The organism is Pseudomonas sp. C32 (genome assembly GCF_030417915.1).
Classification (GTDB): Bacteria; Pseudomonadota; Gammaproteobacteria; order Pseudomonadales; family Pseudomonadaceae; genus Aquipseudomonas.
Genome location: NZ_JAUHUK010000021.1, coordinates 20,259 through 36,129, shown reverse-complemented (window position 1 = coordinate 36,129; position 15,871 = coordinate 20,259). Strand labels below are relative to the sequence as shown.

At 59.6% G+C, this 15,871-nt stretch carries 11 protein-coding genes; all 11 read right to left on the bottom strand.

Features of this window, described 5'->3' with window-relative positions; genetic code table 11:
* Nucleotides 1-27 precede the first annotated feature (27 nt).
* On the bottom strand, nt 28-3,012 hold the full coding sequence (locus tag QYH43_RS21830; RefSeq protein ID WP_301158071.1) for a DUF748 domain-containing protein: 2,985 nt from the start codon (nt 3,010-3,012) through the stop codon (nt 28-30).
* A gap of 60 nt (nt 3,013-3,072) precedes the next feature.
* Nucleotides 3,073-4,089 carry a class I SAM-dependent rRNA methyltransferase gene (locus QYH43_RS21825; protein ID WP_301158070.1) on the bottom strand — a complete coding sequence of 339 codons (1,017 nt, stop codon included), beginning with the start codon at nt 4,087-4,089 and terminating at the stop codon, nt 3,073-3,075.
* A 98-nt stretch (nt 4,090-4,187) separates the two neighbouring features.
* A complete protein-coding gene (locus tag QYH43_RS21820) occupies nt 4,188-5,060 on the bottom strand; it encodes an oxygenase MpaB family protein (protein ID WP_095061364.1) in 873 nt (290 codons plus the stop codon).
* A gap of 121 nt (nt 5,061-5,181) precedes the next feature.
* Entirely contained in the window at nt 5,182-7,119 is a 1,938-nt protein-coding gene (acs, locus tag QYH43_RS21815) for an acetate--CoA ligase (RefSeq protein ID WP_095061366.1), read from the bottom strand.
* Nucleotides 7,120-7,320: 201 nt separating this feature from the next.
* A complete protein-coding gene (pgi, locus tag QYH43_RS21810) occupies nt 7,321-8,985 on the bottom strand; it encodes a glucose-6-phosphate isomerase (RefSeq protein ID WP_095061368.1) in 1,665 nt (554 codons plus the stop codon).
* A 224-nt stretch (nt 8,986-9,209) separates the two neighbouring features.
* Nucleotides 9,210-9,590, bottom strand: coding sequence for an aspartate 1-decarboxylase (gene panD, locus QYH43_RS21805; protein WP_003228271.1), 381 nt, complete (start codon nt 9,588-9,590; stop codon nt 9,210-9,212).
* A gap of 121 nt (nt 9,591-9,711) precedes the next feature.
* Nucleotides 9,712-10,572, bottom strand: coding sequence for a pantoate--beta-alanine ligase (gene panC, locus QYH43_RS21800; RefSeq protein WP_301158069.1), 861 nt, complete (start codon nt 10,570-10,572; stop codon nt 9,712-9,714).
* Entirely contained in the window at nt 10,569-11,369 is an 801-nt protein-coding gene (gene panB / locus QYH43_RS21795) for a 3-methyl-2-oxobutanoate hydroxymethyltransferase (RefSeq protein WP_095061372.1), read from the bottom strand. The genes panC and panB overlap by 4 nt, the downstream gene beginning before the upstream one ends.
* Before the next feature lie 352 nt (nt 11,370-11,721).
* Nucleotides 11,722-12,207 carry a 2-amino-4-hydroxy-6-hydroxymethyldihydropteridine diphosphokinase gene (folK, locus tag QYH43_RS21790; protein WP_095061374.1) on the bottom strand — a complete coding sequence of 162 codons (486 nt, stop codon included), beginning with the start codon at nt 12,205-12,207 and terminating at the stop codon, nt 11,722-11,724.
* Nucleotides 12,208-12,210: 3 nt separating this feature from the next.
* Nucleotides 12,211-13,611, bottom strand: a complete 1,401-nt coding sequence (locus QYH43_RS21785; protein WP_301158068.1) for a polynucleotide adenylyltransferase PcnB — start codon at nt 13,609-13,611, stop codon at nt 12,211-12,213.
* Between the two features lie 806 nt (nt 13,612-14,417).
* Nucleotides 14,418-15,857 carry a sigma-54 dependent transcriptional regulator gene (locus tag QYH43_RS21780; RefSeq protein WP_095061380.1) on the bottom strand — a complete coding sequence of 480 codons (1,440 nt, stop codon included), beginning with the start codon at nt 15,855-15,857 and terminating at the stop codon, nt 14,418-14,420.
* Nucleotides 15,858-15,871: the final 14 nt, after the last annotated feature.

The window sequence follows — 15,871 nt, the reverse complement described above, 5'->3', positions numbered from 1 at the left end:
CTCGCTCCCACATTTATGTTGGGGGTCTCACTCCGCGTCGAGATGCATCGGTGTAATCACCCGGCCGTCACTTTCGGCCTCGCCCAGATTGGCATCGATGAAGTACACCCGGTCATCTTCCAGTTTGCCCTTGTCGACCAGATAATCCTTGATGCTGCTGGCACGTTCCTGGCCCAGTTGACGCAACAGCACATCGCTCGAACTCCAGAACTTGATCACTTCGGCTCGCATTTTTGCTGTGCGTTCTTCCTTGCCCAGATCCTTCCATTCCGGCAGCGGCTGGGTCTTCAGACGGATGCGGAAGATGCCTTCCAGAAGCGGGCCTTTTTCACTGTCCGGTACTTCCAGCAACGAAGCCTGCGCGGGAACCTTGTCGCCACGGCGCTGGAGCATTTTGTAGTAGTTGTACTGGTATTCCCGTTCCAGACGTTGCTCGGCGATCAATGGGCCATCGCTGCTCTTGGCCGCAGTGCCCTCGATTTCCAGGCGCAGGGCCGGACGCTCTTTGAGCGCGCTGGCCAGCTTGTCCAGGGCGCCTTCAGCATCCTTGCTCAGGTCGCTTGTGCCCGGTGCGAACGAGACAGTACCCAGATCCTCTGAACCACCACCATTGACCAATCCGCCGATCATTTTGAAGGGCGCTGCCGCTGCTTTGACGATCAGGTTGCGCAGGGTTTGCCAGACAATCGGCATAACGCTGAACTGTGGATTGTTCAGGTCGCCGGTGACGGGCAACTCGATGGAAATCTTGCCGTCGACGTCCTTGAGCAAGGCGATGGCCAACTTCAATGGCAGGCTGACGGCATCCGGGCTGTCGACTTTTTCACCCAGTTGCAGTTGCTCGACCACCACTTTGTTCTCAGCCTTGAGCTGGCCGTTGGTGATCAGGTAATGCAGGTCAAGATTGAGTCGACCCTTGCGGATACGGTAACCGGCGAACTTGCCCGAGTAAGGCGTCAGCGTGGTCAATTCCACCCGTTTGAAACTGGTCGCGATGTCGAGGCTGGCCATCGGGTCGAACGGGTTGACCGCGCCCTTGATGGTCACCGGCGCATAGCGATCGACCTTGCCTTTGATGTCCACACTGGCCGGTTTTGCCTGGCGACTGTCGATGGTGCCAATTTGCCCGTTGAGCTGCTGGATGGCGGTGGCGAAGTTCGGTGTCAGGCTGAAGTCGGCAAAGTTGGCCGAGCCGTCGTTGATGGCAATGCCGCCGATGTGGATGCCCAGCGGTTTTTCTTTGCTGGCGGGTTTGGCGGCGGTCGCCTTGGTGCCCGAGTCGGCCGGTTGGGGGATCAACAAATCATCGATGTTGGTGGTGCGGTCATCGTTGATCATGAAACGCGCGTAAGGCTGCAGCAGGTTGATCTTGTCGATCGACAGACTGTCGCCGTGCTGATAATTCAGGCCCTCGACCACCACTTGCTGCCACTTGAGGAAGTCGCGGGTTTTCAGGGTGTCCAGGGTATGCAACTGATCGATCTGGGCACGGCCGGTGACGCTCAAGGCCAGCGGTTCGGTGCTCTTGAGGTTGACCGCCAGATTGCTGCCGAGCATGCCGCTGCGCAATTCGAGGCGAATGAATGGATTGATGTAGGACTGGGCGACACGCAGGTCGATGTCCTTGGTTTGCACATTGAGTTTGGCACTGACCGGAGCGAGGTTGACCTCGCCGTCGGCCATGATTTTGCCTTGCTTGCCCACGCCGGTATCGAGCCTGAGCTTGAAAGGCGAGCCATTGAGGCTGTCAAAACCTTCGAGGTCGATGTTCAGCGGCGCCAGTTCCAGCTCCACGGCGGGTTGCGCCTTGCGGTCCGCCAGATGCACTTTGTAATCGCGCAGTTGCACGTCCTTGAGCAGCACTTGCCAAGGCTTGTCCGGGGCAGCCGATTCAGGGGCTGGTGAGTCGGCGGCGGCTGGCGCGGTAGCCGGTTCGGCGTCGGCCTTGGCGGCCGCTTTGGAGGGCTGGCTGGCGAAGAGTTTCTGCCAGTCGAGCTGACCGTCGGACTCCAGTGCAGCCCAGGTCTCCAGCTTGTTGCTGCGGATCTTGCCGACCACCACTTGCTGCTTTGCCAGGTCCACGGTGGTTTCACTGATATCCAGACGCTCTAGCTTCACCAGCGGACGACCGTCCGGGGCCTTGATGGCGAAAGGGGCAATGGTGGCCGAGACATTGCTCAGCAACAGCTCGGTTTCCTTGGACAGGTTGAGTTTGTAGTCGGTGCTGATGCTGAGAATGCCGCTTTCGAGGTCCAGGGGCACGGCATCGCGCACGTAGGGCCAGAAGGCTTTCATCTTGCCATCGGTGATTTTCAGCTTACCTTCGGAGGCGAGCGGGATCAGGCTGAAGTTGCCGGTCCAGTCGATCTGTCCGCCGTTGGGGCCGATGGCCATCAAGGTCATGTCGGCGCTGTCTTCGGGCAGGGTGCTGAGGTTTTTCAACTCGAAATCGAGTGTGTCGTAGAGGAATTCGATGGGTTCGCTGGGACGGGCATCTTCGAAATGCACGGCACCACCGGCGAATTTGATTCGTTCGATGCGCAGCGGAAACGGCTTGGCATCCGGGTCGGCGGGCGTCGGCTCACTCGCAGGCACCTTGAACAAACCGAGCAGATTGAGCTTGCCGTCCTTGGCGAACAGGATTTCTGTCTTGGCTTTGTCCAGTTCGACATCGGACAGGTGCAGCGCTTTGGTCCAGAGGCTGTCGATCTGCAGGTTGGCGTACAGGCGTTCGAAACCGACCTGCTCCTTGCCCGGTTCACCGATGTTCAAGCCCCAGAGAGTCAGCTCAAGGCTGAACGGATTGAGCTCGATCCGCTGGAGGGTGGCGGGCGTGTTGGCATAGTTGGCCAGTTGCTGATTGGCAATGCGTAACGCAACACCCGGCAAAATCAGAAAGCCCAGCAAGCTGTAGAGGGCCAGAGCAGTCAACAAGGCGCCGATGGCGCGAATCAATCCTTTGGGCATGTGTGGCTTCATCTGTCTGAATCGGAGTGCCTTGGAGTATGGCATGCGAATCCGGTTCCAAAGCAATTGCCAAGTTCAGGAAACTTCAGATTTATCCCACAGCCATCACAGCTGAAGAATCAGGGTTTTCAGCGGTGGCTGCTGATCCAACGACGGGAAATCACCGCCCGGTTTCATCACCGTCCACTCCCGGACGGGCCGCCCGGCTTTCTCTGCGCAGCGCAGGACCTGCTCGCGCCAATCGTCCATGCTGACTTTTGCCAGGTTGTTGCAGCAGATCAGCACGCCGTTTTCGGCAGTGCTCAACAGTGCCGGTTTCAGCAGGCTCTGATAGTCGCGCAGCAAGTCGACAGTACCGAACGCGCTCTTGGCCCAAGCGGGCGGGTCGAGCAAAACCAGATCGTACTGGCGTTGTTCCAGGCGTTGATAGGTCGGCAGTTTTTGCCCGCGACGCTGGCTGATCGGCAGTCCCGCCAATTGGCGAATCGCCGGAAAGTAGTCGGACTGGATGAATTCCATGGTGGGCAATTGCGGGTTCAGCAGACCGTTTTCCCGGCCGACCGCCAGATTGCCTTCGGCGAAGTCCAGGTTGCACACCTCGCGGGCGCCACCGGCCGCCGCGCTGAGACCGACACCGCAGGTGTAGGCAAACAGGTTCAACACACTTTTGTTTTTACTGTGATCCTTGACCCAGCCGCGAGTGTTGCGCAGGTCGAGGAACAGCAGCGGATCCTGACCGGCATGGCGCCCGCGAACCCGATAGTTGAGGCCCCACTCGTGACCGATCAGGTCTTGCAGGGCGGCATCGTCGGCACGATAGACGATGTCTTCGCGGTCGATGCGTGAGTTGCCACGGGAACGGTCGTTGTAGACCAGCAGCAAGTCGAGGCCCAGGTGTTGGTTGATCGTCTCGTGCAGTTGCAGCAGCGCCTCGCGCTCCAGCGGCTGGTGGAAGCTCTGTATCAGCAGTTGCGGGCCGTAGCGGTCGATGGTCAGACCGCCGGCGCCTTCCTGGCTGCCGTGAAACAAGCGATAGCAGTCGGTGCCCTGCTGATGCAGTTCGGTAAGCAGGTCCTGGCGATGATCGAGGGCGGCGCGCAGCGCCTGATTCAAGGAAGACATGCTGGGCGCCTTGCAGGAGGATTTGGGCGCGGGAGTTTAACACTGTGGGGCTGGGATGAGGGGCTTGCCACAGAGTGATCACAGCCAAAGTGCTGTGTTCAGGTCAGCAACCCCATCCGCCGTTTAGCACGATGGACTGACCCATTACGCACCGCCCAACGCAACATCGGCACACTGCGATTGACGCTGGCGCGGATCAATTTGCGTTGCAAAGGGTTCTGGCTGACGCCGAGCATGTCGCTGGCCCAGTCCGGCAGCAGGTCGATCCCGGCCTGCATCATCAACCCGCCGAAAGGCTTGGCCAAGCGACTGGGGGAGGGGGCGTTCAACAGCAGGCGCAGCACTTCGCGACTGCGTTCGTCGCACAGCAGTTGCGGGCGAATGCGCTCAAGGTATTCGGATATTTCCTGCCGCGACCGCGGCACATTCCGGGCACCCAAGCGTTCTGCAACCAGCGCGATTTCTGCGTAATAACGATCCTGATCCGCGAGGGACAAATGCGGATTGCGATAGCGCAGGTGTGCGGCTAGAAAGTTACTGACCTCGGCCACGTGCACCCAGGTCAACAGGTCAGGATCGCTGGCCGCATAAGGGCGCCCATCCGGCGCCGTGCCGGTCACTTGCAGGTGAATGGTGCGGACTTTCTCGATCAACCAGTCGGCGTCCTGGCGCGAGCCAAAGGTCGTGCCGGAGATGAATTGCCCGGTGCGGCGCAGGCGACCGAGCATGTCTTCGCGAAAATTCGAATGGTCCCAGACCCCGGCCAGCGCCAACGGATGCAAGGCTTGCAGCATCAAGGCGCTGATGCCGCCGATCAGCATGCTGCTGAAGTCGCCGTGAACTTGCCAGCTCACCGAATCTGGTCCGAACAGGCCGGGATCGCCCTTGGGGTTTTCCAGATCGAGCTGGCCGAGGGACAAACCGGTCAGGCTCATGATCTGGGTTTCGATGCGGGTGCGGATGAATTCCATAAATGAACCTGCAGGAGCGAGCATGCTCGCGATGGACGTTAACGATAACGCGTGCTTCCTGAATATACGCGGTGCGCTTTAGTCCCTCGCGAGTGAACTCGCTCCTGCAGAAGGCAGCACGTCATTGATTCAGGCGTTTATCGATCAGGCCTTGCACCACGCTTGGATCGGCCAGGGTCGAGGTGTCGCCCAGGCTGTCGAGTTCATTGCAGGCAATCTTGCGCAGGATACGCCGCATGATCTTGCCTGAACGGGTTTTCGGCAAGGCTGGCGCCCATTGGATCAAATCCGGTTTGGCGAAGCTGCCGATTTCATTGCTGACCAGAGCCAGCAGTTCTTTCTTCAGTTCATCATTGGTTTCGACGCCGTTCATGGGCGTGACGAAGGCATAGATGCCCTGACCCTTGATGTCGTGGGGATAGCCGACCGCAGCGGCCTCGGCGATGCTCTCGTGCAACACCAGGGCGCTTTCCACTTCGGCGGTGCCGATGCGGTGGCCGGACACGTTGATCACATCGTCGATGCGCCCGGTGATCCAGTAGTCGCCATCTTCATCGCGCCGCGCGCCATCGCCAGTGAAGTAGTAACCGGGGTAGGGCTTGAAGTAGGTATCGACCATGCGCTGCGGGTCACCGTAGACGCTGCGGATTTGCGCGGGCCAGCTGGATTTGATCGCCAGCACGCCGCTGCCGGCGCCTTTGATTTCCTTGCCCTGTTCGTCGAGCAACACCGGTTGTACGCCGAACATCGGTTGTGTGGCGCAACCCGGTTTGATCCGTTGCGCGCTGACCAACGGGCTGAGCATGATGCCGCCGGTTTCGGTCTGCCACCAGGTATCGACAATTGGGCAACGCTCTTCGCCGACCGCATGGAAATACCATTCCCACGCTTCTGGATTGATCGGCTCGCCGACGGTACCGAGCAGCCTGACGCTGGCGCGTGACGTTTGCTTCAATGGCTCCGGGCCCTCTCTCATCAGGGAGCGCAAAGCGGTCGGGGCGGTGTAGAAAATGTTCACCTTGTGCTTGTCGATCACCTGCCAGAAGCGTGACGTGCTCGGGTAACTCGGCACGCCTTCAAAGATCAGCGTAGTGGCGCCGTTGGCCAGCGGGCCGTAGACGATGTAGCTGTGCCCCGTGACCCAGCCGACATCGGCGGTGCACCAGAAGACCTCGCCGTCGCGGTAGTCCAGCACGTATTTGAAAGTCATCGCCGCTTGCAACAGGTAGCCACCGGTGGTGTGCAACACGCCTTTGGGTTTACCGGTGCTGCCCGAGGTGTAGAGGATGAACAGCGGGTCCTCGGCGTCCATCGGCTCAGGCGGGCAATCGGCGCTGACGTCGCGCAGGGCCTGGTGATAGCGGATGTCACGGCCTTCGATCCAGTTCACTTCACTCTGGCTGTGCTCGACGACGATGACAGTGCTGACGTTAGGGCAACTTTGCAGCGCCTTGTCGACTTTCTCTTTGAGTGGTACGGGTTTTCCGCCCCGTACGCCAGCGTCGGCGGTGATGACGGTCTGGCAGTCGGCGTCGAGAATGCGGTCGCGCACGGAGTCGGGCGAGAAGCCCCCAAACACGACCGAGTGCACCGCGCCGATGCGGGTGCAGGCGAGCATGGCGTAAGCCGCTTCCGGGATCATCGGCAGGTAGATGCACACGCGATCGCCTTTCTTCACACCACGGCTTTTCAGCACATTGGCCAGGCGGCAGACGTTTTCATGCAATGTTTTGTAGGTGATCGAGCGGGAGTCGGCAGGGTCGTCGCCTTCCCAGATGATCGCGATCTGATCGCCGCGTTTTGGCAGATGGCGGTCGATGCAGTTGTAGCTGACGTTCAGCTTCGCCCCGGCAAACCAGCTGGCTTCGCCGGTTTTCAGGTTGTAGCGCTGGACGGTATCCCATGGCGCGCTCCAGTCGAGAAAGCGCGTGGCCTGTTCGGCCCAAAAGGTGCTGGGGTGTTCGATAGATTCGCGGTAGAGGCGGTGGTAGTCGTCTTGACTCAATTGTGCAGCCCGGCGGACGGCATCGGCTTTGGGGAACGTGCTGATATCGAACATGACGGTTCCTTATTTTTGTTTTGCGACAAAGATAAAGATGCGCCGAGAGGTCAATGGGTTCAAGAGGGGAGCTGTGCGACCCTCGTAGGAGCTGGCTTGCTAGCGAAAGCGGTGGTTCAGTCAATATTTATTGGACTGACACACCGTCTTCGCTGGCAAGCCAGCTCCTACAGAGGAGTGCATTACTGCCGAGCCATCAAATCACCCGCGGTGACGACCGCGGAAGTAGTTGATCAGGCCTTGTGTCGAGGCATCATCGGCCGGAGTTTCTTCGCTGCCGACCAGACGGTTGTAGACGCCTTTGCCCAGCTCTTTGCCCAGCTCCACGCCCCACTGGTCGAAGGCGTTGATGCCCCAGATCACGCTCTGCACGAAGACTTTATGCTCGTACATCGCCACCAGCGCGCCGAGGCGACGAGGGCTGATGCGTTCGACCACCAGGGTGTTGCTCGGACGGTTGCCCGGGATCACCTTGTGCGCCGCGAGTTTTTGTACTTCGTCTTCGCTCAAGCCTTTGTCGCGCAGCTCGGTTTCGGCTTCGGCAAGGGTCTTGCCGAGCATCAGCGCCTGGCTCTGCGACAGGCAGTTGGCGTACAGCCATTGGTGGTGGTCGGACACCGGGTTGAAGCTGACAATCGGCACGATGAAGTCGGCCGGGATCAGCTGGGTGCCCTGGTGCAGCAACTGGTGATAGGCGTGTTGACCATTGCAGCCGACGCCGCCCCAGATGACCGGGCCGGTGTCAGTGGACACCGGGGTGCCATCCTGACGCACGCTCTTGCCGTTGGATTCCATGTCCAGCTGTTGCAAGTGCTTGGTGATGTTGCGCAAGTAGTGGTCGTACGGCAGGATCGCATGGCTTTGCGCACCCCAGAAGTTGCCGTACCACACGCCGAGCAAGGCCAGCAGCACCGGCATGTTCTGTTCGAATGGCGCGGTCTGGAAGTGCTGGTCCATGGTGTAGGCACCGGACAGCAGTTCCTTGAAGTTCGACATGCCGATGGCCAGGGCAATCGGCAAACCGATGGCCGACCACAGCGAATAACGCCCGCCGACCCAGTCCCACATCGGGAAGATGTTTTCTTCGCGGATGCCGAACGCCACGGCGGCGGCGTTGTTGCTCGATACCGCGATGAAGTGGCGGTACAGCTCGGCTTCCGAACCACCCTGGGCCAGATACCAGGCGCGAGCGGCCTGGGCATTCTTCAGGGTTTCGAGGGTGTTGAAGGATTTCGACGAAACGATGAACAGCGTGGTCTCGGCACGCAGCTTCATGGCCAGTTCGTGGAATTCGCTGCCGTCGATGTTCGCCAGATAGTGGCAACGCACGCCTTTCTGGGCGTAGGACAACAGCGCTTCGGAGACCAGCTCCGGGCCGAGGAAGGAACCACCGATGCCGATGTTCACCACGTCGGTGATCGGCTTCTCGGTGTAACCGCGCCACAGGCCGTCATGGATCCGGCCGACGAGGTCGGTGATCTGGTTCAGCACCTTGTGCACTTCAGGCATCACGTTGACGCCGTTGACCGACAGCTTGTCGCCAACAGGACGGCGCAGGGCGGTGTGCAGGGCCGGGCGGCCTTCCGAGGAGTTGACGATTTCGCCGTCGAACAGCGCTTTGATCGCGCCCTTGAGGTCGACTTCGTTGGCCAGGCCCACCAGCAGGTTGCGGGTCTCGGCGTTGATCAGGTTCTTCGAATAGTCGAGAAACAGTCCGCAGCTGCTGAGCGTGAATTGAGTGAAACGCTGCGGGTCGGCATTGAAGGCCTCCCGCATGCTGAAATCCTGCATGGCTTGGCGGTGGTCTTTCAACGCTTGCCAGGCAGGCAGAGCGGTCACGTCGTGAGGGGTGCGGTAATACGCCATCGCTGCGGGTTTCCTTTTTACTTGAACGGCCTTTTGAACACTAAAAGTCCCGAGACGCTGTGGGTGGGCGTCCCGGTCAACTGCGTCGACACGATTTCATGGCGCAGGGCGGATACAGTAACCCCCGCGCCATGATCTGTCTTGACTTTGTCTGACCCGTTTTCGGTACTTTTTTAACATCGAAGTTAGGAATGGTCCGACAAACGGAGCAGGCACGGCTCGGTTCAGGCAACTTGGACCGGAATGGCATTGCTGGTGTGACTCAATTCGTTACCCGGCGCCATGTAGAGCATGCGCGGCTTGAAGTTGAGCAGTTCGGCTTCGCTGTAATGAGCGTAAGCGCAGATGATTACGCGATCGCCGACCTTGGCTTTGTGCGCAGCGGCGCCGTTGACCGAGATCATGCGCGAACCTTCTTCACCGCGAATGGCGTAGGTGGTGAAACGTTCGCCGTTGTCGACGTTGTAGATCTGGATTTGCTCGTACTCACGGATACCGGACAGGTCCAGCCATTCGCCGTCGATGGCGCAGGAACCTTCGTAATCAAGGACAGCGTGAGTGACTTCAGCGCGATGCAGCTTGGCTTTGAGCATGATGGCGTGCATGAGTGTTTCCCAGGTCGGCGGGCAAATGGCCCGAAGGGTTGGTGGGGGCAATAAAATGTGAAACAGGCGCAGATCCAATGGTGGGAGCGAGCCGGCTCGCTCCCCCAGGGGATTGCGGTGTTTAAGCTGGCGCGTCGAGATTCAGGTGCAGGTTGTCGATCAACCGCGTCGTACCGAGGAACGCCGCCACCAGAATCACCAGATCGCGGTCTTGCGCTGTTGCCGGACGCAAGGTCAGGGCATGGCGAACTTCCAGGTAATCCGGACGCAGGCCGGCCGCTTCGAGCTGTTTGATCTGGGTGTTGATCAGCGCCGGGAAATCCCGCTCACCCTGTTTGATCGACTCGGCAATCGCGTTCAATGTGCGATAAACCACCGGCGCCACGGCCCGCTGTTCTTCGCTCAGGAACCCGTTGCGCGACGACAGCGCCAGGCCATCAGCCGCACGCACGGTCGGCTCGCCGATAATCTGAATTGGCATGTTCAAGTCATGCGCCAGCGCGCGAATCACCGCCAGTTGCTGGAAGTCCTTCTGACCGAAGATCGCCAGGTCCGGCTGGACCATGTTGAACAGCTTGCTGACCACCGTCGCCACACCTTCGAAATGCCCGGGACGGCTAGCACCGCACAACCCTTCGGACAATTGCGGGACGCTGACGCGGGTCTGGCCGGCCATGCCGTCGGGGTACATCTCTTCCACGGTGGGTGCGAACAACAGGTCGCAACCGGCTTCAAGCAGTTTTTCCTGATCGGCGGCGAGGGTGCGCGGGTACTTGTCGAGGTCTTCGCCTGCACCGAACTGCAGCGGGTTGACGAAAATGCTCGCGACCACGAAATCCACCCGTTGGGTTGCTTTGGTAATCAATGCGACGTGACCGCTGTGCAGGTTGCCCATGGTCGGCACGAAGCCGATACGCTTGCCTTCGTTGCGGGCGCGGGCCACAGCGGCCCGCAGTTCGCGTACGGTTTTTACGGTGTTCATGCAGAGAATCCGTGTTCGATACCTGGGAAGGTCGCTGATTTGACTTCAGTCACATAGGCGCGCAAAGCCGCATCGATGGTGCTTTGGCCGGTCATGAAGTTCTTCACGAATTTTGGCACGCGCCCGGTAATGGACAGGCCAAGCATGTCGTGCAAGACCAGAACCTGACCGTCAGTGCGATTGCCGGCACCGATCCCGATCACGGGAATACTCACCGCTTGGGTAATTTCTTCCGCCAGTTCGCTGGGCACGCATTCGAGCAGCAGCATTGCCGCGCCGGCCTGTTCCAGGGAAATGGCGTCTGCACGCATCTGCCGCGCCTGGTTTTCATTGCGGCCCTGAACCTTGTACCCGCCGAGGATGTTCACCGATTGCGGTGTCAGGCCCATGTGCGCGCACACCGGGATGCCACGTTCGGCCAGCAGGCGGATCGAGTCGGCCAGCCACAAAGCACCTTCGACCTTGACCATGTGCGCGCCGGCCTGCATCAACAGGGCGCTGTTGGTCATGGCTTGTTCGGTGGTGGCGTAGGCCATGAACGGCAGGTCGGCGAGGATCAAGGCATCGCTGTTACCGCGTTTGACGCAGGCCACGTGGTAAGCCATTTCCGCGGTGGTGACGGGCAGGGTGCTGTCGTGACCCTGCAGAACCATGCCGAGGGAGTCGCCCACCAGCAGCACTTCGACACCCGCCTGATTGCAGGCGTTGGCGAAGGTTGCGTCGTAGCAGGTCAGCATGGTGATTTTCTCACCTTTTTGCTTCAGACCTTGCAGGGTGGTCAGGGTGATGGCTGGCATGAAAAGTTCCTCATTCAGGCGCTGTGAAAACTACTGCGAGTAACGCGCGTGATTCTTCGGTAAACACAGGCGCACGTTCTTTTGTCGTGCTTTTAAGGCCTGGATTGCGCCCTTTAAAGCCGTGTTGACGGCAGCGGGACGCCTATAGTCGTGAGGAGAACGAGGGAAGTCAATTGCGTGTGTTACCGCATTGTTACGGGTGAGGTGTTACCGGGGTAACTGATGCGATTCAGCAGTCGAAGCTGCGACCAGCGTGGAAGCGGGCTTGCTCGCGAAGGGGGCATCGCATTCAACATTTTTGTTGATGGATACACCGCTTCGCGCGCAAGCCCGCTCCCACAGGGGATTTTGGTCAATTCTGGGGGAGGCGTTCCAGACCGACGAACGGGCATGCCTTGAGCAGTTCGGCCAAGGTGCGGCCATCGGCCAGGCGCAGATCCGCAGGTGCCAGCTCGGCCAGCGGATACAGAACGAAAGCCCGTTCCTGCATATGGTAGTGCGGGACTTTGAGGCGCGGCTCATCAATCAAACGATCACCAAACAGCACAATGTCGAGGTCCAGCGTGCGTGGGCCCCAGCGTTCAAGGCGTTCGCGGCCCTGTTCGTTTTCGATGGACTGCAAGGCATCCAGCAGGGCCAGCGGCGCCAAGGTGCTGTCGAGCGCGGCGACCGCGTTGGTGTAACGCGGTTGGCCGGGCAGCAGCGAATCGCTTTGGTAAAACGCAGAAACCCCGACCAGTTCAGTCTGGGGCAACTGCGCCAGTGCATCGATGGCACTGCGCAACTGTTCGGCGGGGTCAGCGAGGTTGCTGCCCATGCCGATGTAAATGCGTTCCATCGATTACTCGCCCGTGGTGCTCGAAGCGCCAGCGGCGCGTTTGCGTTTGGAGCCACCGCTGCGGCGGCGCTTGCGCGGTGCCCCGGTGCCGTCTTCCTTGCCGCTGAGGTCGCGGATCATGTCGCGACGTTCGCTTTCATTGGCGTCCTGATAGTCGGTCCACCATTCGCCCAGGCCATCGGTCTGCTCGCCTGCGCTTTCGCGTAGCAGCAGGAAGTCGTAGCCGGCGCGGAAACGCGGGTTGTCCAGCAACAGATCGGCACGCTTGCCACTGCGGCGCGGCAGGCGTTCCTGCATGTCCCAGATCTCGCGGATCGGCATGGTGAAGCGTTTTGGAATCGCGATCCGCTGGCACTGCTCGGCAATCAACTCGTGCGCCGCTTCCTGCATCGCCGGAATCGGTGGCATGCCCCGTTCTTGCAGACGCAGAACGCGTGCCGGCAGGGCAGGCCAGAGCAGGGCCGCAAACAGGAACGCAGGCGTCACCGGTTTGTTCTGCTTGATCCGCAGGTCGGTGTTTGTCAGGGCTTCGCTGATCAAGGTGTGCGTGTACGTCGGGTTGTACTCCAACGCCTCGGCACTGGCCGGGAACAGCGGGTCGAACAGTTGCAGGTCGACCAGCATTTCAAACGTATCGGCGGCATGGCCGGAGAGGAACAGTTTGAGCACTTCCTCGAACAGACGGGCCGACGGGATTTCGCGCAGCATCGGCGCCAGATCACGGATGGGCTGGGCGCTGTGTTTCTCGATGCCGAAATTCAGTTTGGCGGCGAAGCGCACGGCCCGCAGCATCCGCACCGGGTCTTCCTGGTAGCGCTGCTTCGGATCGCCGATCAGGCGGATCAAGTGATTGCGGATGTCGTGTACGCCGTTGGCGTAGTCGAGGATGCGCTCACTGACCGGATCGTAATACAGGGCGTTGATGGTGAAGTCGCGACGTTGCGCGTCTTCTTCCAGCGTGCCGTAGACGTTATCGCGCAAAATGCGCCCGCTCTCGTTGCGGGAAGACTGGTTGCTGTCTTCCTCTTCGTCGTTTTGCGGGTGATTGGCGCGGAAGGTCGCGACTTCGATGATTTCGCGTCCGAAGTGAATATGCACCAGCTTGAATCGGCGACCGATGATCCGCGCATTGCGGAATTCGGCCCGTACCTGTTCAGGGGTGGCGCTGGTGGCAACGTCGAAATCTTTCGGCGTGATGCCCAGCAGCATGTCGCGCACGCAACCGCCGACCAGGTAAGCCTGGTATCCGGCGCTCTGCAGGCGTTCGACGATATTCACCGCATAACGGCTGAATTGTGCCTTTTGCAGCGAGTGTTGGCCGCTGTTGAGGACTTCAGGCGTACTGCGAATGTGTTGCGTATGACGCTTTGGAGAACGGAATGACTGGAACAGCTTCTTCAGCATGGGATGCACTGTTTGAAGGAATGTTCGGCCATACCAGAAGAATGACCGCATGATGGGCGGGGATTCTAGCATTTAGTCGGGGGATGGTGTAGGACGACGCGTTATGACCCTGTAGGAGCGGGCATGCGCGCGATGGTTGTCAACGATTACGCGGGGAATCAGATGCCCAGCGGCGCCTATGAGTTTTCGCGAGCATGCTCGCTCCTGCAGGGGGCTGGGTGATTTCTTTGAATCGCAGAAACCACAAGGGGAGCCGAAGCTCCCCAAGAAGTAGTTGCATGCTCTATTTTTATTTTTGGTTTCGGGCTTTTTGTTTTTGTTAAGTGCCCACGCCATGAAGCTTTTCCTTCATGGCCCTCCCAATCGGGAGCCAAGAGCAAACGGATTGCTTTGGTCGCTGAATTGCAGTGATCTTTCGATCCAACCAGTACAGGCTCTGTCTTAGGACAGTTTTTTGTTGTTCTCAGCCTGGTCGTGGGGCTAGCCCCAAATACAACGCCTCTCCAAAAGAATCAGTTAGCTGCGCCTCTCGCCGTCTTGTTTTTATTGTGCGTGAGTCGATACGTCTTATTTTTATTGTCTTGTGCATTGCTTGTTATTGTTCTTGTACCAAACATATAGCAGGGTGCGTGCCAACTTTTGTGAAGCCCAGTAAAACAAGGGGTTAGGTCGGTAGGCGGGGTTTTGGGAGGCGAAAAAAAGCCGGGGCTTCGTTACCGTAAGCCCCGGCTTCTGTTACGTGAAAAAGCTGAGGTAACAGTTTTTTCACACAATCCTGTGTTACCCGCACATGAGACAGGTGCGGTTCAGCTTTCGCTAGTCACCCCGGTCTTGCGGCGCGGTATGCCCAGGCGCTGACGGCGCTCCCACAGGCATTTGCGACTGACGCCGAGTTTGCGTGCCAGCTCGGTTTCGGTCATGTGGTCTTGATGTTCGAGCACGAAATGCTGGAAGTAGTCCTCCAGGGACAAGTCTTCGGTTGGCTCATGGTTGGTGTTACTGGAGCTGCCGTTACCCTGTTGCGGGGGCAGGCCGATGAAATCGTCGTCTTCCAGATCGCCCAGTTCGATGTCGATACCCAGCAGCTCGGCGGAAATCTCCGGGCTCTCGCACAGGATGACGGCGCGTTCGACGGCATTTTCCAGTTCGCGGACGTTACCCGGCCAGGAGTAGTGACGAATCGCTTGCTCGGCATCGGCGGCGAACTTCAGGTCCGTGCGGTTGATCCGTGCACTCTGTCGCGCCAGGAACGCAGTGGCGATTTCGTTGACGTCTGCACCACGCTCGCGCAGGGCCGGCAGTTTCAGGGCGATTACGTGGAGGCGGTAATACAAGTCTTCACGGAACTGGCCGATCTTCGCCAGGCTCTTGAGGTCGCGGTGAGTCGCGGCAATCAGGCGTACATCGACCTTTTGCGACTGGACCGAGCCGACCCGGCGGATTTCGCCTTCCTGCAATACGCGCAACAGACGCGCCTGGGCTTCCAGTGGCAATTCGCCGATTTCATCGAGGAACAAGGTGCCGCCGTCCGCTGCTTCCACCAGACCCGCACGCCCGGCGCTGGCGCCGGTGAATGCGCCTTTTTCGTGGCCGAACAGTTCGGACTCGATCAGGCTTTCCGGAATGGCCGCGCAGTTCACCGAAATCATCGGTGCCTTGGCACGTTTGGAGAGGTTGTGCAGGGCGCGCGCCACCAGCTCTTTACCGGTGCCGGACTCGCCCTGGATCAGGACGTTTGAGTCGGTCGGTGCGACTTTGCGGATCTTGCCGTAGAGGTCCTGCATGGGTGGACAGGAACCGATGATGCCGATTTCGCCGTTGCTGTTGTCGGCTCCGGATTTCGCCGCGCCATTGACGGCCTTGCCGGCCACTGGCTCAGCACCGGTCTGTGCCGATTGCCGGTCGCGCAGGATTCGCGCAGCAGCTTGCAGCATTTCATCGTGGTCGAACGGCTTGGCAATGTAGTCCACCGCACCCATTTTCATCGAATCGACCGCCGAGCGCAGGCTGGCATAGCTGGTCATGATCAGCACCGGCGTGCCCTGGGCAAGCTTGATCAGCTCCGTGCCGGGTGCGCCCGGCAGACGCAGGTCACTGACGATCAGGTCGAACGAGGGAATGGTGAAGCGTTCTTGTGCTTCCTGCACTGAACCGGCTTCGCTGACCTGGTACTGGTTACGTTCCAGCAGGCGGCGCAAGGCGGAGCGGATAATGGTTTCGTCTTCGACGATCAAAATGTGCGGCATTGATTCGATACTCT